General features: G+C 60.5%; 24 protein-coding genes and 1 riboswitch. Of the genes, 4 read left to right on the top strand and 20 right to left on the bottom strand.

Features of this window, described 5'->3' with window-relative positions; genetic code table 11:
• The first annotated feature begins 374 nt into the window (after nucleotides 1-374).
• The 3 genes from NVV77_RS05170 to NVV77_RS05160 are packed head-to-tail and all read left to right on the top strand — an operon-like array spanning nucleotide 375 to nucleotide 1,338.
• On the top strand, nucleotides 375-797 hold the full coding sequence (locus NVV77_RS05170) for a hypothetical protein (protein ID WP_295411423.1): 423 nt from the start codon (nucleotides 375-377) through the stop codon (nucleotides 795-797).
• Nucleotides 794-1,195, top strand: a complete 402-nt coding sequence (locus tag NVV77_RS05165; RefSeq protein WP_295411422.1) for a hypothetical protein — start codon at nucleotides 794-796, stop codon at nucleotides 1,193-1,195. Before NVV77_RS05170 ends, NVV77_RS05165 begins: the two co-directional genes overlap by 4 nt.
• Nucleotides 1,192-1,338 (top strand): hypothetical protein, encoded by a 147-nt coding sequence (locus tag NVV77_RS05160; RefSeq protein WP_295411421.1) that lies wholly within the window; start codon nucleotides 1,192-1,194, stop codon nucleotides 1,336-1,338. Before NVV77_RS05165 ends, NVV77_RS05160 begins: the two co-directional genes overlap by 4 nt.
• On the opposite strand, the gene NVV77_RS05155 is transcribed toward NVV77_RS05160, so the two are convergent.
• The 13 genes from NVV77_RS05155 to NVV77_RS05095 all read right to left on the bottom strand — a co-directional run bounded on the left by NVV77_RS05155 (nucleotide 1,325) and on the right by NVV77_RS05095 (nucleotide 13,428).
• The gene (locus NVV77_RS05155; protein WP_295411420.1) at nucleotides 1,325-1,810 is read right to left on the bottom strand and encodes a hypothetical protein; all 486 of its coding nucleotides are present in this window, start codon (nucleotides 1,808-1,810) and stop codon (nucleotides 1,325-1,327) included. The two genes, NVV77_RS05160 and NVV77_RS05155, sit on opposite strands and share 14 nt — an antisense overlap.
• Nucleotides 1,777-1,965: a hypothetical protein gene (locus NVV77_RS05150; RefSeq protein ID WP_295411419.1), complete on the bottom strand. Its 189-nt coding sequence runs from the start codon at nucleotides 1,963-1,965 to the stop codon at nucleotides 1,777-1,779. Before NVV77_RS05150 ends, NVV77_RS05155 begins: the two co-directional genes overlap by 34 nt.
• 137 nt (nucleotides 1,966-2,102) lie before the next feature.
• Nucleotides 2,103-2,858, bottom strand: a complete 756-nt coding sequence (gene ribA, locus NVV77_RS05145) for a GTP cyclohydrolase II RibA (RefSeq protein ID WP_295411418.1) — start codon at nucleotides 2,856-2,858, stop codon at nucleotides 2,103-2,105.
• A complete protein-coding gene (locus tag NVV77_RS05140) occupies nucleotides 2,855-3,196 on the bottom strand; it encodes a 3,4-dihydroxy-2-butanone-4-phosphate synthase (RefSeq protein ID WP_295411417.1) in 342 nt (113 codons plus the stop codon). Before NVV77_RS05140 ends, ribA begins: the two co-directional genes overlap by 4 nt.
• Entirely contained in the window at nucleotides 3,172-3,780 is a 609-nt protein-coding gene (locus NVV77_RS05135; RefSeq protein WP_295411416.1) for a riboflavin synthase, read from the bottom strand. The genes NVV77_RS05140 and NVV77_RS05135 overlap by 25 nt, the downstream gene beginning before the upstream one ends.
• Nucleotides 3,781-4,779 (bottom strand): bifunctional diaminohydroxyphosphoribosylaminopyrimidine deaminase/5-amino-6-(5-phosphoribosylamino)uracil reductase RibD, encoded by a 999-nt coding sequence (gene ribD / locus NVV77_RS05130; RefSeq protein ID WP_295411415.1) that lies wholly within the window; start codon nucleotides 4,777-4,779, stop codon nucleotides 3,781-3,783.
• Between the two features lie 87 nt (nucleotides 4,780-4,866).
• Nucleotides 4,867-5,018: riboswitch (FMN riboswitch) on the bottom strand.
• Between the two features lie 209 nt (nucleotides 5,019-5,227).
• Nucleotides 5,228-5,905: a YoaK family protein gene (locus tag NVV77_RS05125; RefSeq protein WP_295411414.1), complete on the bottom strand. Its 678-nt coding sequence runs from the start codon at nucleotides 5,903-5,905 to the stop codon at nucleotides 5,228-5,230.
• Nucleotides 5,906-6,129: 224 nt separating this feature from the next.
• Nucleotides 6,130-7,809, bottom strand: coding sequence for a glycoside hydrolase family 32 protein (locus NVV77_RS05120; RefSeq protein ID WP_295411413.1), 1,680 nt, complete (start codon nucleotides 7,807-7,809; stop codon nucleotides 6,130-6,132).
• 2 nt (nucleotides 7,810-7,811) lie between these two features.
• On the bottom strand, nucleotides 7,812-9,185 hold the full coding sequence (locus NVV77_RS05115; RefSeq protein WP_295411424.1) for a NosD domain-containing protein: 1,374 nt from the start codon (nucleotides 9,183-9,185) through the stop codon (nucleotides 7,812-7,814).
• A 74-nt stretch (nucleotides 9,186-9,259) separates the two neighbouring features.
• Nucleotides 9,260-10,408, bottom strand: a complete 1,149-nt coding sequence (locus NVV77_RS05110; protein ID WP_295411412.1) for an ABC transporter ATP-binding protein — start codon at nucleotides 10,406-10,408, stop codon at nucleotides 9,260-9,262.
• Between the two features lie 4 nt (nucleotides 10,409-10,412).
• Entirely contained in the window at nucleotides 10,413-11,249 is an 837-nt protein-coding gene (locus tag NVV77_RS05105; RefSeq protein ID WP_295411411.1) for a carbohydrate ABC transporter permease, read from the bottom strand.
• A complete protein-coding gene (locus NVV77_RS05100) occupies nucleotides 11,242-12,120 on the bottom strand; it encodes a carbohydrate ABC transporter permease (protein WP_295411410.1) in 879 nt (292 codons plus the stop codon). Before NVV77_RS05100 ends, NVV77_RS05105 begins: the two co-directional genes overlap by 8 nt.
• Nucleotides 12,121-12,186: 66 nt before the next feature.
• Nucleotides 12,187-13,428: a sugar ABC transporter substrate-binding protein gene (locus NVV77_RS05095; protein WP_295411409.1), complete on the bottom strand. Its 1,242-nt coding sequence runs from the start codon at nucleotides 13,426-13,428 to the stop codon at nucleotides 12,187-12,189.
• A 172-nt stretch (nucleotides 13,429-13,600) separates the two neighbouring features.
• Here NVV77_RS05095 and NVV77_RS05090 point away from each other — a divergent pair, with 172 nt between their 5' ends.
• Nucleotides 13,601-14,611 (top strand): LacI family DNA-binding transcriptional regulator, encoded by a 1,011-nt coding sequence (locus NVV77_RS05090; RefSeq protein ID WP_295411408.1) that lies wholly within the window; start codon nucleotides 13,601-13,603, stop codon nucleotides 14,609-14,611.
• Between the two features lie 51 nt (nucleotides 14,612-14,662).
• On the opposite strand, the gene NVV77_RS05085 is transcribed toward NVV77_RS05090, so the two are convergent.
• The 7 genes from NVV77_RS05085 to NVV77_RS05055 form a co-directional block, all read right to left on the bottom strand.
• Nucleotides 14,663-14,953: a DUF1971 domain-containing protein gene (locus NVV77_RS05085; protein WP_295411407.1), complete on the bottom strand. Its 291-nt coding sequence runs from the start codon at nucleotides 14,951-14,953 to the stop codon at nucleotides 14,663-14,665.
• Nucleotides 14,953-15,576: a hypothetical protein gene (locus NVV77_RS05080; RefSeq protein WP_295411406.1), complete on the bottom strand. Its 624-nt coding sequence runs from the start codon at nucleotides 15,574-15,576 to the stop codon at nucleotides 14,953-14,955. The genes NVV77_RS05085 and NVV77_RS05080 overlap by 1 nt, the downstream gene beginning before the upstream one ends.
• 50 nt (nucleotides 15,577-15,626) lie before the next feature.
• Entirely contained in the window at nucleotides 15,627-16,694 is a 1,068-nt protein-coding gene (locus tag NVV77_RS05075; RefSeq protein ID WP_295411405.1) for an ABC transporter substrate-binding protein, read from the bottom strand.
• A 10-nt stretch (nucleotides 16,695-16,704) separates the two neighbouring features.
• On the bottom strand, nucleotides 16,705-17,772 hold the full coding sequence (locus NVV77_RS05070) for an ABC transporter substrate-binding protein (protein ID WP_295411404.1): 1,068 nt from the start codon (nucleotides 17,770-17,772) through the stop codon (nucleotides 16,705-16,707).
• 3 nt (nucleotides 17,773-17,775) lie between these two features.
• Nucleotides 17,776-18,594 carry an ABC transporter ATP-binding protein gene (locus tag NVV77_RS05065; protein ID WP_295411403.1) on the bottom strand — a complete coding sequence of 273 codons (819 nt, stop codon included), beginning with the start codon at nucleotides 18,592-18,594 and terminating at the stop codon, nucleotides 17,776-17,778.
• The gene (locus NVV77_RS05060; RefSeq protein WP_295411402.1) at nucleotides 18,591-19,637 is read right to left on the bottom strand and encodes an iron ABC transporter permease; all 1,047 of its coding nucleotides are present in this window, start codon (nucleotides 19,635-19,637) and stop codon (nucleotides 18,591-18,593) included. Before NVV77_RS05060 ends, NVV77_RS05065 begins: the two co-directional genes overlap by 4 nt.
• Before the next feature lie 148 nt (nucleotides 19,638-19,785).
• On the bottom strand, nucleotides 19,786-20,217 hold the full coding sequence (locus tag NVV77_RS05055) for an Rrf2 family transcriptional regulator (RefSeq protein ID WP_295411401.1): 432 nt from the start codon (nucleotides 20,215-20,217) through the stop codon (nucleotides 19,786-19,788).
• Nucleotides 20,218-20,318: the final 101 nt, after the last annotated feature.

Below are 20,318 nucleotides of genomic sequence, written 5' to 3'. Positions count from 1 at the left end.
ATGGTCTGATGTCAGGCACTGCTTCCTGCAAGAAGCGGCCGACGGAAGGTCTGCAAACCCGCCGTCAGCCTGACTAAATCAATCCCTGCGGAAACAGGGAATTAAAATGGCTGTCTATTTCTTCTACCGACGCTGCGGCAGGGCAAGTCGTCTTCGCACGCTTTCCCGTCGAGACTTTCCCCCATCTCATCAATGGTCCTGTGCAGCAACCCTAAGCCCTGTCGCCGAGTGACCAGGTGCAGATCCCGAGCACTGAACGAAGCCACGGCAAAAGGGACTATTGCGATATTGTCGCGGAACCGCCCGGTCACGACCAAGCAGTGTCAGCAATTTCCGCCCTCGTCGCAGCTGGCGTGCTCGACAAGGACGCGAGCATGGTGCTCGACGAAAATACCCTCGTTTCACGCACGCCGCGGTCGGAGCGCACACAGGGCCGCGATGACGGCGCCCCCCCGCCTCTGTCCCGCCGGCACATATCCCCGCCAGCCTTGCTGTCGTTGCCGGTTCACCTTTCATTCCCAAGATTATTTCTGGATCGGGAGACGATCGTCGCGATTTTTGCCGCGCCGATGAGCTGCGTCGTCCTCGCGTCTACATTCTCCCTCAGCGAGACATCGGCGTACGTTGGCGTCGGTGGCGACGTCGGGCATCGCGTGGCAGGTGGCCAGCAGCCGATCGAGAATATCGAGACGATCATTGCCGTTGTTGATGACAACAATGCCCTGACCTGGAAGATGCCAAGGTCATCGAGCGAATCCTCTGGTCGCGTCTGGCTGGGACTGGCGAGCGTGAGATGATCAACGGCGTGCCGGATGGAGCTGTGGTGGACGTCCAGCGCTTTAGCGAATTGGATACCTTCGTCGCTCACGCGTGCCTTGCCATTCGCCACGAAGACCTTCTGTTCACGAGCGGAAGCGCTCGCTCCATCCATGCAGGTCCACGCAGCGAACCAGAGCGCGTTGGAAAGATCCGTCGGTTTAATCACCTGCCCGGCGGCAGCATCTTCGAGCTCAATTTCGGCGATGGGCTGGTGGCTCTGGCGGCGCGCCAGTCGGCCGACAAATGGGTGTTGCTCTCGGGGTCGGATATCCGCCTGACGCCAGTGCCCAGCGCAACCTGCTCGACCAGTTTTTGCGCGCCGCGTGGGTCCATGCAGGTCTGCTTGAGCTTGCGCCCGACCATCGCAGTTACATGACCCAGCGCGACCTGGTTTTCGGAAGCGGTAGCGCTGCGGCGCAGTTCTGTTCTGGTGCCAAGGGTCTCGGTCTTTGGGCCTGGCGCGCCATCGACGCCGGTCAGGGTATCGATGCCGATCACACACCGCCTATCCCGGTCTGATCAGCACCTTCGCCACCCCATTTTCCTTTGATCCGCCTGGACCGGTAGATGCCGGTCCAGCGCGCGGAGATTTGTCATGCCGATACTTCCCGACACGAGCCAGGCCCTCAACTTCGACGACATCGATGACGATAACGAAACCGAGAACGAGAACGAGAACGTCGATAACGCCATGCTGAAGCCCAAGACCCAGCGCGAACAGGCCGCGCACGTTTTCGCCACCGAAGCGTTGAACACCGCTCTGACTCGCCAGACGCGCAAACTTCTCAAGCGGGATAACGGGATCTACATTCTGCACTTGCCGGACGAAAACTGGTCCAAACACTTCCATCGCGCTGTGCGCAGTCTCGGCACAATGCTGACTTTGCGGGTGGTGACCGCGCTTGAAAAGCGAAACGGTGTCCTCGACCGTGCTGGCGTCGATGGGCTCGAAATTGTTCAAAAAGGCTTCAGCACCGCCTTCATCAGCCAAGATCCAGAAAACCTTCTCGACGAGGCCGTGATCGCTGCCTCAGATGCGACGATCAAGGTTGCACCGATGTCGGCCGGACCGATGCGCAAGATCATTCGCCGCGTGACGAAGGGGACAGCCCGCGGCATCACCGCGGAAATGACGAAGCTCAACATCGACATCATCCTCAGCGTCATTCGACCCGACCTTACGGCCCGGCAGTGTGTCGAGAACCTGCAGCGTGCCGTGGATCGCCAGTCCGAACCGCCTGCTAAATCGGTCCCGCTCCTCGTCGACCTTCCGTTGACGACGCCTATCCGTAGCGTTCGAGTGCCCGCGCCTTTTCAAGATTGTTGGTCAGGAGGCGAATGCGGGAATAGCCAAGCGCTTTCAGGATCTGCGCCGCGACCCCATAGTCGCGAGCATCGACCGGATGGCCAAGCATCTGGTTGGCCATCACCGTGTCGTGACCCTGATCCTGCAGGGCATAGGCTTTGATCTTGTTGCCAAGGCCGATGCCACGGCCTTCGTGGCCGCGCAGGTAGAGCAAGGCGCCGCCGTCGCTCTCGGAAATCCTGCGCATGGCATCCTGCAATTGCGCGCCGCAATCGCAGCGTAGCGACCCGAGAGCGTCACCCGTGAGGCATTCCGAATGCAGTCGCACGAGCGGCGTCTCTGTCTCTCCGCGCTTGACCGCCGCGATATGCTCGATCCCGTCGATGCTATTGCGAAACGCATGCAGCCGCAGCACTTCGCTTGCGAATGCCGAAGGCAGGTCGGTGCTGGCGATCTCCTCGACCAGCGTTTCAGTCCTGATCCGATGCTCGGCAAGCTCGCGAACGCTGAGCATGACGAGGCCATGCTTTCTGGCGAAGGCAAGCAGGTCCTCACGCCTTGCCATCTGCCCATCGTCCCGCATGATTTCGCAAATGACAGCACCGGGCTCGAGCCCGGCAAGGCGAACGAGATCCACTGCGCCCTCCGTATGCCCGTTGCGGGCCAGGACGCCGCCGTCCACCGCCCGCAGCGGGAAGACATGCCCCGGCGAGACGATATCGTCCGGCGTCACTTCGACGACGCCGCCAGTCGCATCGTGTGGGCGCGATCGGCCGCTGAAATACCGGTGGTGATACCCTCGCGAGCCTCTATCGACACGGTGAAGGCCGTCGACCGACGCGTGCGATTGTCACGCACCATGGGGCGTAGACCGAGATGATCGACCTGCGCGCCGGTGAGCGCGAGGCAGACCAATCCACGGCCATGCATGGCCATGAAATTGACTGCCTCTGCCGTGGCAAATTGCGCCGGCAGGACGAGGTCGCCTTCGTTCTCACGATCCTCGTCATCGACGAGGACGATCATACGCCCCTCTTTCAGGGCGCTCAGGGCTTCAGATAGGGCAGGCATAGCCGCTCCACATACTTGGCGATAACATCGACTTCGACATTGACCTGGTCGCCCACGGCGAGGGCGTGCAGGTTAGTGTGGGTCCAGGTGTGAGGGATGATCATCACCCCGACCTGGAACCGCACGTCGGCTTGCGAAATGGAATTGATGGTCAGGCTGATGCCGTTGAGCGCAATCGAGCCTTTGGCGACGCAATAGCGGGCCAATTCCGCGTCCACATCGAAGGCGAGCCGATAGGCGCCGGCCTCCTCGGTCGCCGAGACCAGTGTGGCCCGGCCATCGACATGACCCTGGACCAGATGCCCCGAGAGCCGCGTTTCCAGGCGAACCGAGCGTTCGAGGTTGACGGCATCGCCAACCTCGATGGTACCGAGCGTGCTGCGCGCCAACGTCTCGGGACTGAGGAAAAACTCGGCCTTTCCGCCGATCTCAAGCGAAGTGACGGTGAGGCAGACGCCGTTGACGGCGACACTTTCTCCAAGCTCAAGGTCGGGGTAGCCCGTCGTGATCGCCAGTCTCAGGCTTGCACCGACTGGCTCGGCGACCTCCACCTTGGCGAGGCGTTCAATAATGCCGGAAAACATCTAGGTCCTTTCTGTCAGGGAGAATGAATGGGGTTGGGAAAGCACCTCGACGCGATCAGGGCCGTCTTCGTCGGTGGTGATGCGGACGTGCTCGTCCCAGAACGGGCTGACGAGCACGCTCTCGGTGAGCAGCGGACCCGCTTCGACCAGCACTTCGAGAGCGCCGACCTCTCCCAATTGCTGCAACGCGTCGGCGAGGGAGTGAGGGAACAGGACGCGAAATCCGCGCGCCGTCGCGGCGTCGAAATAGTCGGTGGAGACGCGTCTGCGTCGGTCCAAGACGGCCAGGTGGCGGTTTCTGCTCACAAAATCAGGCACATGACGCACTGTGAACTCGGGTGCGTCTGCGAGAATGGTGCCGGAACCGGTGAGCACGGCGTCCGCCCGACGGCGCAGCTCGTGAGCCAGTTTCAGCGAGTCTTGGGAGGTGAACGTCTTCTGCCCGCGGGGTGGAATCATGGACCCGCTACCGTCCACCGCCTGCTTGACGGTTACCCACGGAAGGCCCGTTCGTGCGCGCTTGGCAAAGGGGGCAATCAGGCGCCGAGCACTACCGGCAAGACCGTGGTCAAGTTCGCCGATGCTTCGGACGGTCAGCCCTGCCGCCCGCAGACGTTCAGCGCCGCCTCCAACTACGGCGGGATTGGGATCAGCGACACCGATCCAGACGGCCTTTGCCGTTGTGCTCAGGATGGCTTCAGAGCAGGGCGGTGTGCGCCCGAAATGATTGCAGGGTTCGAGCGTGACGACGATCGTGTGGATCGCCCTGCCAAGACCTTTTGCCCGGCACTCCGCGATTGCCAAAGCCTCGGAGTGGCCCGTGCCGGCCCGTTGATGCGCGGCAACCGCCAGCACGTTGCCAGATGCGTCGAGGATCGCGCAGCCGACCGGCGGGTTGGGCGCAGTAGCGCCCACGAAGGCCCGGGCAGCGTCCAGTGCCAGGCGAAACGCCAGTGCAACGGCGTCTGGGGAGGGAGATTGTTCTGGCTCAGTACCCATGCTTCGTCCTTGGTGACGACGAAGCTCAGGGCGCATGACGACGAGTGGCGCCCATTCCGGCGCGGAATGGTCGCTTGCTAGACAGTCATGTGTTCTCTTCCATCCGGACTATACCGTCGGCCTCGGAGTTGAACCGAGTCTGCTGACCTCTCTCCTTACGGAAAGAGCGCTCGCGGGCTGATGCATCTTTCGATGCAAACACCGCCGGTGGGGAATTGCACCCCGCCCTGAGAACGTCTGCCCGACCTACATGGCCGAGCAGGGCCCACATAGGCCGCTCGGACGGCAATTGCAATGGGTGGTATAGGTCTCGGCCACCAAGGTTTGTCTGCTTCCGAAATCGCCTAGGCGATCTGAATGCCCGCGATAGGGCGTATGCGGCCCTAGAGTGCGCGCAGCGATAGTGGCCGAGAATGGGTGCGATGCAGAAGAGAGGCACTACCCGTATCTAGGCGCCGCCTCTAGCTCTATGTGCCTCTGGTATCCCGATCGCCAATAGGGCTATCCCTGCGATAATCAGCAGCCATCCGTCGATGAGCAAGTAAGCGAAAACGCCAAGGACGCCGCCGGCAAGAAATGCCGTGAGCGTAAAGAGGGACAGCCGGAAACGGGGCGCCGGTTGACCGCGCACCAGGGCGGCCAGACCTAGTCCGATATCTGTGGCCATGCCCGACACATGCGTCGTTCGAACGCGTGCATCGCTGATGCGCGTCGTCGCTGCGTTCTGCACGCCCATGATGAAGCTAAGGCAGATAACAAGACCTGTCTGAAAGCCACGAAAGAACAGTGCTATGGGTCCAAGCAGCAGCAGCAGACCAGCCTCGAGCAGCACGCTATAGGCATAAATACCCCGCACGCCTCGCTGCCGACCGATTTCAATCATGAATCCTGAACAGCAAGCTCCCAAAATGAAGGACACGATCATCGCCGCGAACAATGCGGCGGTGTCCAGCCGGCCCAGGGCAAGATGATCGGACAGACTAGAGACGTTGCCCGTCATGTTGGCGGAGAAGAAGCCCGCTGCCTGGAACCCGGCCCCATTGAGTGCGCCTGCCACACCTGCCAGCAAGGTGGCCAGCTTCAGATCGATATCGACAGTTCGCTGATCACCTTCGCGAATAAGCATATTCTGGCACCTGTCGCAGAACGAACCTCGGCCGAAATACGGCCGAGGCGTCACTTCATTCGATCTGACCGGGCAAGCTCGAGTCTGGCAAGGGCAAACACTCGCGTAGGCGATCCGGTGCCCCATTAAGCAAAGTTCGAGATCATGCGTTCCGCGCTCGGGTTTGTGCCAGTCCTGTCGGCAAGATCATGTCTCGCCTGGTTCTGTTTGCTATCAGGCTATCACTAGCTGGCAGATGCACTCTTGCGCTCAAACACACACACCTCAGCGGCCGACGTGACCACAATTCTGTCCGGCGTGATGTTCGTGTAGCTGCGCCGTGTGCCGCAAACGGCGCCCCCTTCTCCGAACACCTCGAGGATGCCGCGGTCGTGGAATACGAGAAGGTCCGTGGCTGACTCGAGGGCCGCATCGTAGCGGATCTTTCCATCATCTTGCGGCAAGCGTATCGAGAGTCGGCCGTTCAAAATGGTGACCTCAAAGGAAAGGGCAGACCCCGACATTGCCATGATCCTGGTACCCTCGAGCGCTCCCTTCAGACGTATTTCGGTTGGAACATCGCCCAGCGCAAAGCTCCCGTCCAACTCCGGGGGTAGCAGACGCGTGGGCCAAGCTTTGTCGAGTTCCCGAGCAGGCCGCATCAGCAGCCGCCCTGACGGATCGAGGGCAAGTTCGCGCGGCAGGGACATCTCGCCCGAATAGGGAGAACCCGGCGGCTTGCGATATTCCCAGTTGAAGAGCCAGGCAAAGGCGATCTGCCGCTCGTCCGCGGCAAAACTCTGCATGGCGTAGTAGTCAGTGCCGAAGTCGAGGATCTGCAGGTCGCCGGTACTCGGAACGAATGTGTCGTTCCGAAAGTCGCCGACTATTGCGAACAGCAGGTTATGGCGACCACTCTCCGGCTCGGTATAGCCGACAAATCCCATGATCATCACCCACTTGCCATCGAGCGGGAAGAAATCGGGGCATTCGACGGCACGGGCGCCGTTCTGGCGATAATGGGCCGGGGCGCGATAGAGCGGACCGAGATAGGTCCAGTCCGTCAGGTTGGGCGAGCCGTAGAGCAACACGGCGGGATCGCCATGCAGCGCCGCGCCCAGCACCATGCGATAGGCCCCTGCCCCCTCGTCCCACCACACTTTCGGGTCGCGAAAGTCGTGTTCAACGCCCTCGTCGACCGGTCGGGTATCGAGAATGGTTTCGGCATCCGACAGGTACAGCATGCTCCGGTCCGGTCGCCCCAGCTTCTGGATTTCCCGGTAGCCGGTGAAGAGATCGTAGGCCGGGAGGCGCTCGGTATAGAAGAATATCTGGCTACCATTCCGATCCCGGAAGGCATTGCCCGAAAAGGCACCGCCGGTAGCGCCGAGCCGCCAGAGATTCTGGTCGGGATGCAGGAAGACCGGCATGTGGGTCCAGTTGAAGAGGTCCTTGCTGACCGCATGACCCCAGTGCATTGGCCCCCAATCGGTGCCAGCCGGATGGAACTGGTAGAACATGTGCCATGTGTCCCCGATCCGGCACAACCCGTTGGGATCGTTCATCCATTGGCGGATCGGCGAGAAATGCAGGGTCGGACGCAAAGGGTCGGACGCCATCCAGTCGTGGATTTCGGAACCGCTGCGCAGAACCACGCCATCGGCGCCAAACTCCCAGACAGTGATGCCCGCGTGTTCGACTGTATTGGGGTCATAGCCATAGGCCCAGAGAATGGCCTCGGGCCTATCGCAGTCGAGGGTAATCGACGAGGCTTCGCGATGCTGGTAGCTGAAAAACTCCGGATGCGCCGCCAAGGCAGGAACCCGCCAGAGCAGCGCCTCGCCTTCGGTGATGCGAATGGTTCCCGGCCCCTCGGCCCAGAATTCGAGCCGATAGCCTGCGGCAAGGGTAACATTTGCTTGCACGGTCAGGGCCTTGCTTCCGTAGCGCCTTGGCCGCCGGGCACCGGCGTGCCGCGGAAGGCGTTGACCGCCCGATCGATCTCAACCTGTGCTTCGCTGCCGGAGTCGAGAATGACGTTCTGGGTCGAGCCGGATTCGACCTTGACGGCCACCACGTCGAGGCGGGTCAGGCTGCCTGTTGAGAGTATGGCCTCGACCTGCGTGGCAAAACAGGCGCTGTTGGGTGCATCGTCCTCCTGCGCCGGCTCAGTTGTGGCAACGACGTGATTGTTGGCGACATAGTTTCCGCCCCCGGACACCAGTCGGATGATGACAGGCTTCTGGCCAGCGGGCTTGAGGAACCGCGCATCAATCGACTCCGAAATGTGGTTGGCGATCACCGAATTGTTGTCGCCATTGATATGCAGAAGCCCGAACTGATCATCGAGTCCGTTGTCATAGCCCTTCATCGGCGCCCAGGGCTCGCGATCCCGGAGGAAATGATTTGATGAGACCAGGTTTTCCGAGCAGTTCTCCGAAAAGATCAGCATACCCGGATAAAAGGAATGGAGCCTGTTCCCGGTAATGGAAGAGCGTGCCACGCCCGAGAAATGCACACTGCTTCTGCCGCGCGGAAACACGTTATTGCCGCTGACCAGCAGACCACCAAAGTTCTCGGCGAAGATCGAATGGCCATCATAGCCAGCGCCGATAAGATTGTTCGAAATCTTCGAGGCCTGCCCCATACCCCGCAATTCGAGGCAATTGCCGCATTCGGCGATGAAGTTGTTATCGACCGTCAGCGCATCTGAGTGATGCGCGACAATGCCGTGCTCGAGATAGATGAGCCCCATGCCGCTAATGCGGAACGAGTCATTGGCGCTGGCGATATGAATACCCGTCTTGCCATTGCGGTAGGAATTCTCGGGATCGCCATCCGGGACACGGCCTTCAAAATGCAGGCCGTCGATGCAGAAATCGGCGAACTCGATCGAGCTGAGACGCGGATTGCCGTCGCGTTTGACGAGGAAGGCGGCGCGGACATCGTCGCCCGCCATATCGGCAGGCAGGTCGACCAGCACACGGCTGCCTCCTGGCCAAATCTCGTGCCAGTTCCTGATTTCATCGGCGGGCGTGTTGAAACGGATGCTCGACGAGGTGAAGCCGTGGCCGGAACCAACAATTCTGAGATAGCTGATATCGATAAGAACCTGGGTAGCCAGGCGGTAGTCACCCGGCGGGATGTAGATCACCGCGCCCGGTTTGCCACCGTCCCGCATATCGCGATCTGCCTGCCGATTTTTGATATCGGCGATGATGCTGTTGATGACCGCACCAATATCCTTACTCGGATCACCCGCTGGCCAGCGGGTGACATCGTAGGCATTGGGGCTGGTCATGGAGAGGTCTTTCTCAACTTGAAATGTGTTCTGGCCGCCCGACACAGGGGCCTGCTGCAGGTTCTGCATGTCGGTCACCAGATGCTTTCGCGGGTGTCTGGGTCGAAGAAGTGGAGGTTGTGCGGGGTAATCGCGAGGCGCGCCCGATCACCGGCGCGCAACTGGGTGCGTGGCGAAAAACGTCCCACGGCAGTTCGGCTCATGGTCTCGGCAGCGGCGATATCGGGATCCTCAGCATCAACCCAGGTGGCATCGAGCGCCAAATGCACCATGGTTTCGGCGCCCAGCGCTTCGACCAGCGTCACCGGCGCAGAAATCTCGGCATAGTCGCGCTTGTCGGTGACGGCGGCATCGTCGATATCCTCAGGTCGGATACCCACGATCAGGCTGCGGCCCGAATAGGCACCGAGCCCCGGGCGCGCGGCAAAGACCGCCTCGGGCAGAGCGATACTCTGGCTGCCCAGCGTCAATTGCGAGCCGGCGAGCGTCGCCTGATAAAGATTCATCGATGGCGAGCCGATGAAGGCGGCAACGAAGACATTTGCGGGCCGCTGATAGAGGTTCTGCGGCGTGTCGATCTGCTGCAGGCGCCCGGCCTTGAGCACGGTCACGCGGTCGCCCATGGTCATGGCCTCGACCTGGTCGTGCGTGACATAGACCGTCGTCACCCCCAGCGCACGCTGGAGCTTGACGATCTCGGCGCGCATCTGCACGCGCAACTTGGCGTCGAGATTGGAGAGGGGTTCATCCATCAGGAAGGCGCGGGGCCGGCGGACAATGGCGCGGCCCATGGCCACACGCTGCCGCTGTCCGCCAGAAAGCTTGCCCGGCTTGCGGTCGAGATGCGGGGTGAGTTCGAGAATACGCGCCGCTTCGTTGACGCGCCGTTCGATCTCGTCCTTGGCGACCCCAGCCATGCGGAGCGGAAAGGCGATGTTTTCACGCACGGTCTTGTGCGGGTAGAGCGCGTAGGACTGGAACACCATGGCGATGTCACGATCCTTGGGATCGACATGGTTGACGACCTCATCGCCAATGATCAATTCGCCGGCGCTGATGGTTTCGAGGCCCGCGATCATCCGCAATGCCGTGGACTTGCCGCAGCCGGAGGGGCCGACAAAGACCATGAATTCGCCGTCCTCGATTTCGAAGCTCAGGTCGTGAATGGCGGGATAGCGGTCGCCATAGACCTTGTGGATCCTGTCCAGTTTGATGCGTGCCATTTGACTAGCCTTTCACGGCGCCGAAGGTCAGTCCGCCCACAATCTGCTTTTGCAGCAGCAGGGTGACGAGAATGACGGGAAGCGAATAGAGCACCGCCGCAGCAGTCATCGGGCCCCAGGCGAGGCCATAGACCGAGTTGAATTCAGCGATGACGATGGGGGCGGTCTTGCTGTTCTGCGAGGTCAGCAGCAAGGCAAACAGGAACTCATTCCAGCTCGCGATGAAGCTGAAGAGTGCGGTGATCGCCAGGCCGCTCGGCATCAGGGGCAGGATGATATGTACGAATGCGCCAAAACGGGTGCACCCATCCATGCGCGCCGCCTCCTCCAGTTCCTTGGGCACACCCTCGAAAAAGGCCGACATCAGCAGCAGCGCGAGCGGCACGGCCGTCGAGGTATGGGCGAGCACGAGGCCAAGTGTTGTGTCCAACAGGCCCAGCGTCTTCATCACCTGGAAGAGCGGCACACCGAGCGACACGGCGGGCACCATGCGAGTGACCAGTGCGAACAGCAGGAAGATGACCGTGATCCGCCTTCGATAGAGCGCGGAGACATAGGCGGCTGGAACGGCGATCAGCAGCGACAGAAGGGTCGTCAGCACCGCTACCACGGTCGAATTCACGAAGGCATTGGGCAGCCCCGCCGTCCCGATGACGGTAGCGAAATTTTCCAGCGACACCCGACCTGGGAAAAAGGACGGCGGAATCTGCTGCACATCGGCCGGGGGTTTCAGCGAAGTGGAGACGAGATAAACATACGGCAGGGCATAGGAGAGGACCAGGACGAGGGCCGCCAGGTTGATGACGGTCTTGCCAAAGTCAGGCGACGGACGGTCAGCCATTGTCGGTCCTCCAGATTTTCCAGTAGGCGAAGGCGGCGAGCACAATCATGAAGGCCAGGAACAGGGTGGCCGATGCCGAAGCCTCGCCAAGGTCGCCATATCGGACCATGCGTTGATAGATGTTCATGGAGAACACTTCGCTCGCCTGGCGCGGACCGCCTTGGGTCTGGATCCAGATGAGGTCGAAGGTCTTGAGCGCGTCGATGCCGCGCACGATAACGACGACGGCGATGACCGGGCGCATCAGCGGCAGGGTTACATGCCAGAAGCGCTTGAGCGCATTGGCGCCATCGATCCGCGCGGCTTCGAGTAAATCCTTGGGAATGTTGGTGAGGCCGGCATAGCTGACCAGGGCGACGAAGGACGTGGTCAGCCAGATGTCGGCAAAGGCAACCGAATAGATCACGATATCGGGGTCCGACAGCCAGTTGATGGCCTTGGGATTGGGGATGATGCCCAGTGCGGACAGGCCGTAATTGAGGATGCCGATATCGCCGACAAGAAGAAATCGCCAAAGCAGGCCAGCAACGATCGGCGAGATCATCAGCGGCAAGGCAAAGATGGTGCGGTGCCAGTTGGACTTGCCTGATATGGCCGAAAACAGCAGCGCCGCGCCAAAGCCGAAGATGAATTCGAAGCAGAGAGCGAAAGCCGAATACTGCAATGTCCGCAGGGCGGTTTCTAGAATGCGCTTGGACGTCAGGGCGTCGGCATAGTTGGCTAACCCCACCCAGACTCGGGCCGACGGGTTGATCAACTCGACTTCGAAGAATGAATTATAGACCAGCAGGGCGACCGGGTAGGCGACGAGCAATCCCAGGAACAACACTGCAGGCGCCAGCATAAGAAGCACGAACCTGCGTTCGGACATATCCCCCTCCCGTTTGACCGGATACCGGAGCGGCCTGGCACCGCTCCGGCTTGATGCATTCAGACCCTATTGGCCCAGGATGTCGCGCGCGGTCTCCGCCGCATCCTGAAGAAGTTCGGCGACATTGTCCTCGCATTCCAGCGCGCCCTGGAAGGCGGGCATGACGGCTTCATCCACGAGTTCCTGGTAGTCCTTGTTGAGCGGCCGGCCCTTGGTTGCGGGCGCCGACAGCGTCTCAATCAAGGGTCCGAAATGCTCGTAGCCAGGCTTGCCCATATAGCTCTGATAGGCCGAATTGGTCGCGGCCAGCCCGAGAGGCGCTTCGATCCCCAGCGCGTTATGCGCTTCGAGATAGGCAATGAACTGCCGCGCCGCATCCTTGTGCTGCGACGTCGACGGAATGACATTGTACCAGGGCCCCGGAATGGCCGCGATCCCGGCAGAGCCCGCGATCATCGGCGCGACGCCGACCTTTCCGGCAATTTGGCTGTCTTCCGGGGTCATCTTGTAGGCATGGGCCCAGAATTTCATCATGGCCGCCTGGCCCTGATAGAACAGGTTCTGCGCCTCGCCCCAGCTGATCTCGAGCGCATTGTCGGGCACGGACTTATCCAGGCACAGCGGCGCGCGATAGTTTTCCAGCGCATCGATATGGGCCTGGTTGTCGAGAATGACCTGACCCGCATCATCAAGGATCACGCCGGGCGAACCGGCCTGCAACACCTCGGCCATCCATTCCTCAGACGTGCCGCCGATCACCACCGTGCCGTAGATGCCGTCCTTGGTGAAGAAAGCAGCCATATCGCGCCACTGCTGCCAGGTCGCCGGCGGCACGAGATCGTAGCCGTATTTTTCCTTGAACGCGGCCTGATTGGCGGGGTCTTCCCAGAGGTCCTTGCGGTAGAAGACGATCTCGGCATTGGCCCAGGCAGGCATACCGATCATCTTGCCACCGACAGTAGCATCGGCCACGAGGGCCGGCGGCATATCGGCCCTGACGGCGTCGGTGAAGAGGTCGCTCAAGTCCTCGACATGATCGGCAAAGGCCGCGTTCCACACTACGTCGATGGTGGCGACGTCGTAGTTCGAGGTACCCGAGGCGATCTCGGCCGACAACTTGTCGTACACGCCCTGATAGGGCACCTCGACAAAATTGACCTCGATGCCGGTCTCCTTGGTGAAAGCATCGGCGGCAGCCTGCTGAAGCGAGTGGCCGCCACCTTCTACCAGCACGGTAATAGCTTCGGCACGGGCCACCGAGGTCATCAGGGCCAGTACCGCCACCGAGCAGTAAAGTGTCTTGTTCATGTCTCCTCCGGTCGTTTTTTTAGCAGGCGATCAACCCGCTGCACCTCGGACCATAAAAGGCAATGTCGACGTCGTCAATTGAAATGACGACGTCGACATTCGATATGTCGACGTTGTCGATTGCAGCGTAAGAACGAGCGAGATAGTGTCCTTCCCGCATTGGAGGAATTGCATGGTCAGTATCAAGGATGTCGCGCGCATCGCTGGTGTCTCGGACAAGACAGTATCGCGCGTCGTCAACCGCGAACCCAATGTGACGCAGGACACGATTGAAAAGGTGCAGTCAGCCATCGACGCGCTGGGCTATATTCCCAACCTTGCCGCCCGAAGCATTCGCTCCAGCCGCACCAATATCATCGGCATCATCACAGACTATATTTCGACCACCCCCTATTCCGGCGACATCGTCAGGGGCGTGCAGGACTGGGCGGGTGCCAATGGCCGCACGGTGCTGCTCGCCAATACCGACGGCAACGCCGAACGCGAGGCCAATATCTGGCGAACCTTCAAGGCGCATAGGATCGATGGCGTTCTCTATGTCGCCATGTATCACCGCACCGTTGCTCCGGCGTCGGGCGACGTATCGATCCCGACGGTTCTGGTGAACTCTCACGCCGAAGCAGGGCTCACCTACTCATCCATCGAGCCGGACGACTTCGGTGGCTCCTATGCCTTGACGCAACATCTCGTCGAGCTCGGCCACCGCCGCATAGGCTATATCAGGCTCAACCCCCTGCTTCTCGGCGCCAATCAACGGCTCGACGCCTTCCTTGCTGCGACACAGGCAGGTGGCATTGCCGAAAACGACATCATTGTCCGACTGGGGATGGAAGGGCCAATCGGCGCAGAAACGAACTATGTCTATCGGGAGGCCCTCAGCATCCTGTCGATGCCCAACCGCCCTACGGCGCTTGTGTGCGGCAATGATGAAATGGCGCTTCAGGCCTACCTCGCGGCTCTGTCTCTCGGCCTTCGCATACCAGACGACATCACGATCGTCGGCTTCGACGATTTCAGGACTGTGTCCCTGGCTCTAAAGCCCGAACTCACAACAGTGGCCCTGCCCTACTACGACCTGGGATGGCAGGGAGCCGAGATGCTGAACGACCTGGCAGAGGGAGCTAGTGCGATCGAGCGCCGAATTCTGAAATGCAACTTGGTAGGGCGACAGTCCAGTAAATAAGCGTGCGTGGCGCTGATCTCGCGACTGCAAAGGGTGTCCAGGATTGGGTGGCTACGGCGCCGAATGAAACTCCACGAAAAAGCGAACCGCCCCCTCCGGGGCCACCTCATGCTCGGCTTGCGGATGGACAACGGCATGAATGCCGGGGCCTAGGTCCTGCTGCGTGCCCAGCACCAGGTCAGCAAAGCGCAGCCGCCCGGAAAGGACATGGATTTTCGCCCATACCCCAGCTTTGGTGGAGTGGCTGCGCAGCAGGCCCGCCGGGACCGTCATTTCGGTAAATTCCGGCGTGCGCTTATAGGCGACGAGCCCATCGGGCCAACGACGGTCGATATCAACCATCAGGCACCATCCCAGTCGTAGATGTGAACCAGCTTGGGATCGTCGGCATGCTCGACCAGCATACGGCGGACACGGTCCTGCCAAAGACGGGCGAATTCGGCCAGTTCCTCGGCATTCGCCTTGCCAGATACAGCCTTGGGCATGAGTTGACTCATGATCAGCTCGTGCGGCACGTGGTCGGTGTTGATATCGACCACCACGCCTTTGCCTGTGTCACTGCGGCGCAGCGCCAGCGTGCCGTCGATATCGGTCTCGAAGCTGAGGAGATCCTTGCGCGCAAAGCGCTTGGCCGGGCCGATGCCCTGAAATCCGCTTTCGGGCGCGGCGCCTGTAAGCAGGGTTGCAACCGAAGCGAGAACGCCGGTTGTCGCATGATCGCGTTCATTGCGCATGAACACCTCGATGCCGCCGCGCTCCGGAATCTCATCGTCGTAAAGCGCCGAAAGCCCGTTGAGCACCATCAGATAGGCGCCAGCCACCGCCGGGCAGGAATGCCCCGCAAGCCGAACCGCATCGGCATAGCGGTACTCGATCACGCCGTCTTCTGCGGCCCCGAGAAAGGCAGCCAAAGGATCACGCATTTTGAGGGTGGGCGCGTCGTCGAAAAATTGAGGTAGGGTCATGATAGCCTCAAGATGGAGAAGCCGCGGGCGCAAGCCAGCGGCAGAAGGGGTCAGAATGTGGGATCCAGGATGGAGGCGACCTCATCATTACTCAGCGCGTAGTCGTAGAAGCGCTGGTAGTAGGCCTTCATCTCGGCGGCAAAATCGCAGTCGGCATAGAGCTCGGGATGCATGCTCTGGGCCGCCCACTTCAGCATCAGCGGCACGTCGCCATTGGGCACATACCACTGGAACACGCCTTCTGGCAGCTTGAAGACACGCTTGTTCTGAACGGCACTGACATGGCTCCAGTCCTGACCGGGCACCCGGTTCTCATAGAGGTCCTCGGGCTTGGTCGGGGACAGGTTGGTGATGAAGATCACTTCGGGGTTGAGCGCATAGATCTGTTCCATGCTGATCTCGGAGAAGGACGGAAAGTCCTTTTCGGCAAGGTTGATGCCGCCCGCTTCGGTGATCCAGAAATGGCCGAAATGGCCGGGGCCATTGATTTTGAGCTCGTTCTCGTGGAGACGGGCGAAGAACAGCGCCTTAGGCTTGTCCTCCTCGCCAAGACCAGACATGACCGCGCGGGTCTCCTCTAGCGTCTTGTTGGCATAGGCGATCAGCTCATCGGTACGCACGGTGTCGCCCGTGACCTGGCCGATGATCTTCATCCAGTTTTCGAAGGTCTGGATGGTGTTGCCCTGCCCCTTGGACAAAACGTCGAGCGCGAGAACCGGAACGCCGGCGCGCTCGGCAACTTCGAGCGAGGCATTGCCTTCATGGGTGACGTAGACGTCCGGATTGAGCTTGAGCAGCTCTTCGGCATTGAGAACGCCGCCTTCGATATGACTGGTCGGCAGATCGAGAATGCCGGGAGCGATCTTGCTGAAGATCGACCGCTCGGCCGCGTGGCGGGAATCCGAGCTGATCGCCACGAGTTTGTCGAGCGACCCGGTCGCTATGAAAAAAGCGGACGGGAAAGGAAAGAAGCCGGCGACGATCCGGTTGACCTCGACCGGCAGGGTTACTTCCCTGTCGATACCGTCTCGTACGATATGGGTTTCCTGGGCAAAGGCGCTGCCCGAAACGAGACTGATCGTCACGGCAAGGGCGATGGGCGAAACGAAATTGAACATGGGAAAGCCCTTAGAACTGCGGATCGAGAATGGACGCGACATCTGCATCGCTGAGTTCGTAGCCATAGAAGCGGCTGTAGTAGGCCTTGATCTCGGCCTCGATGCTGTAATGCGCAAAGAGTTGGGGCTGGTTCTTCTGTGCCATCCACTTGAGCATCAGCGGCGCATCGGCACTGGGCGGGTACCACTGGAACACGCCTTCGGGGATCTTATAGACACGGCGATCGGCGACTGCCTTGACGTGGCTCCAGTCTTGGCCGGGCACGCGGTTCTGGTAGAGATCCTCGGGTTTGGTGGCCGAGAAGTTGGAGATGAAGATCACCTCAGGATTGAGAGCATAGACCTGTTCCATGTCGATATCGGCCAGAGGCGCGAAATCGGCCGGAGCGAGGTTTTGGGCACCCGATTCAGTGAGCCAGAAATTGCCGAAGTGACCGGCGCCATTCACCTTGAGCGATTTTTCTTCGAGCCGGGCAAAGAACAGCGCACCGGGCTTTTCCTCGTCGGTGAGATCGGCGACGCGACCGCGGGTGTCATCGAGCGTTGCATGGGCAAAGGCAATGATTTCGCTGGTGCGATCTTGCTGAGCCGTCACCTGGCCGAGCAGGGTCATCCAGCCCTCGAAGGTTTCAAGCACATTACCCTTGGAACGCGACAGGACGTCGAGCACCAGAACCGGAAGGTCGATCTTTTCGATATCGGCGAGCGCGGGATTGTTTTCGTAGGTGACGAAGAGGTCCGGCGAGAGCTTTAGAACTTCCTCGACATTGACGCTATTGCCGGCGGCAAAGCCGGTCGCCTTGTTGAGCAGGTCGGGCACGATGCGACCGAACACGGAGCGCTCGGCCATATTCCGCGAGTCCTCGGCAATGCCAACGAGTTCATCCACTGACCCGGTCGAAATGTAATAGGCCGAGGGGAAAGGCAGGAAATTGGTCACAATGCGCTCTGGCGAGACAGGGATTTCGACCTGACGGTCGGCGCGATCGGTGACGGTATGAGTTTCTTGCGCTTGTACGACTGTGGCGAGAAGCGACACCGACGCTAACAGGGCGGCTAAAAGAACGGGTTTGATCATGAATCAAGTTTCCGAGTGAGGAACGAAGGCTTGGGAGGCGAGTGAGACGGGGTAGATGGCGCGTAGGGCGCGGCCATCGGCCTCGAGTGTGTCGATGCGAGCATTCACACCAAAACAACTTCGGATCGCATCTTCGGTGAGCACCTGGCCGGTCGGACCGAAGCGATGGGTTCCGTCCGATCCCAACATCAGGACCTGATCGGCGATGCGCAGCGCGTGATTGGGGAAATGCGTGTTCATCACGCAGATCATCCGGTCCTCATGAGCCAGACGCTCGATGATATCGAGGATGATCAGCTGCTTCTTGAAATCGAGATGCGATTCCGGTTCGTCGAGGAAGAGGATCGTTGGTTCGCCGGCGAGCGCGCGGGCGATGAACACCAGCTGCAGTTCACCACCGCTGATGGCGTTGCAGTAGCTCTTTCCCAAATGCCCGATCTCGAGCCGATCGAGCACGCGGCGGGCGATTTTCACGTCGTCCTCGCCCGGCCGGGCAAAGGTGCCCAGATGCGCAGAGCGGCCGAGTAGCACCATGTCGAGCACGGTATAGGCAAAAGCATTGGCGCGCGCTTGCGGCACATAGCCGATATGGCGCCAGAGCTCGCGCTCACCATAGGCGGCGAGCGGTTTCCCATGAATTTCCGTCTGGCCGTTCTGCCACGCCATCATGCCGGTGATGGTATTGAGCAGCGTGGTTTTACCCGCACCATTGGGACCGAGAACAGCCATGATCTCGCCGGACGAAAGCGCGAAGTCGAGGTCAGAGAACAAGGGCTCGCCCTTTTTGTGGCCATAGCTAGCCGAGCGGATGACCAAGCTCATGACCAGCCTCCCTTGGCGCGTTTCAGGAGGTAGGCGAAGAACGGTGCGCCAATAATAGCGGTCAGGATTGAGAGCGGAATTTCGGCGCTGGTGGCTGTGCGCGCCACCGTGTCGATAACCAGGAGATACATGGCGCCGATGGAAATCGAGGCCGGGATCAACGCCGAATGATTGGATCCGACCAGCATGCGCGCCACATGCGGGATGACCAGCCCGACCCAGCCGATGATGCCGGCGAGTGAGACCGTAGTGGCCGTCACCAGCGTGGCAGCGACGATAACTACCCAGCGCATTTTCTGCACGTCGGTCCCCAGCGAACGTGCCTCGACTTCCGAAAGCGACATGATGTTGAGCCGCCAGCGCAGGGCCCAGAGCACCGAGCTGCCAATGGCGATCAGCGGCACGCCCCAGGCGAGCATGTCATAGGAGGACGAGGTGAGGCTGCCCATAAGCCAATAGACGATGGTAGGCAGCGTATCGTTGGGATCGGCGACGTATTTCAGCAGCGACAGCAGCGCCTCGAACATGGCCGCGGTGATGACACCACCCAGGATCAGCATGAACAGCGAAGAGCGGCCGCCGCGACGTGAAATCCACAACGCCACCATCATCGCGGCGATACCGAACACCAGCGCGCCGGCCGGCACGAAGGTCATGTGTCGGAAGATAAGAATGGTCAGCGCCGCACCGAAACCGGCGCCGGAAGAAACGCCGAGGATGTGCGGGCTGACCAGGGGATTGCCGAAGAGCCCCTGGAATGCTGCCCCCGAAACCGCGAGCCCGCCCCCAATCAGCAGCGCCATGAGCACACGCGGCAGACGGATGTTGAGCACCACGGTTTCTTCGACCGCTTCCCAATGGGGCTCGATCGGCAGCACCTGATTGAGAAGGATCGAGAGGGCATTGCCCGGCGCAACCATGTAGCGACCAAGACACAGCGCCACCACTGCCAGAACGATCGGCAACACGATAAGGCCGATGGTCAGCACCATCTTCAGAGGGACAATCGGGGCGCGCGAAAGCGACACGGCAGCGTCAGTCATGACGCACCGTCCGCAGCAAATGCAGCAGGCATGAGGGAAATTCCAGAGATGTCAGGACCGCTTTGCGGCTCGACTCCGTCTATACACCAAAAAGATGTATTGCAAACTCATGTTTTAAATCGGCTCGCTGCCAATTTGTCGCGGCCGCTCAAGCAGCGGGGCGTTCGATGCCGAATTGGGTGGGATCAACGGTAAGGTCGGCGAGTGTGTACTGGTCCATTTCGGCCAGAAACGCCGCCAGCGCGCGGCCGACGATTCCTTTCAGCCGACACGATGGCGTCAGGCGACAAGAGCTCTCTTCGCCAAAGCACTCGACAATCGCGAAGTCCGGTTCGGTGGTGCGGATAACCACGCCAAGGCCGATTTCAGCCGGCGGTTTCGCGAGGGTCAGCCCACCCGAACGGCCGCGAACGGCTTTCAGATACCCTTCGCGAGTCAGGTGGTTAGCCACCTTCATCAGGTGATTGCGCGAAATGCCATAGGCGTCGGCGGTCTGCTCGATAGTGATCAGTCGATCGCTGTGGGTCGCCGCGAAAATCAGGATTCTCAGCGCGTAATCGGTAAATTGAGTGAGGCGCATGGGGGACCTGAAGAGACCAAAAACGGAGAACAGAAAATCGGATGCGAGACCGCGGAGTGCAACCTATCGCACCCGCAGTAATTTGTCGCAGCCGCTGGGCG

Source organism: Devosia sp. (genome assembly GCF_024707125.1).
Lineage (GTDB): Bacteria > Pseudomonadota > Alphaproteobacteria > Rhizobiales > Devosiaceae > Devosia.
The sequence above is the reverse complement of the archived record's forward strand: the minus strand, read 5'-3'. Positions and strand labels throughout refer to the sequence as shown.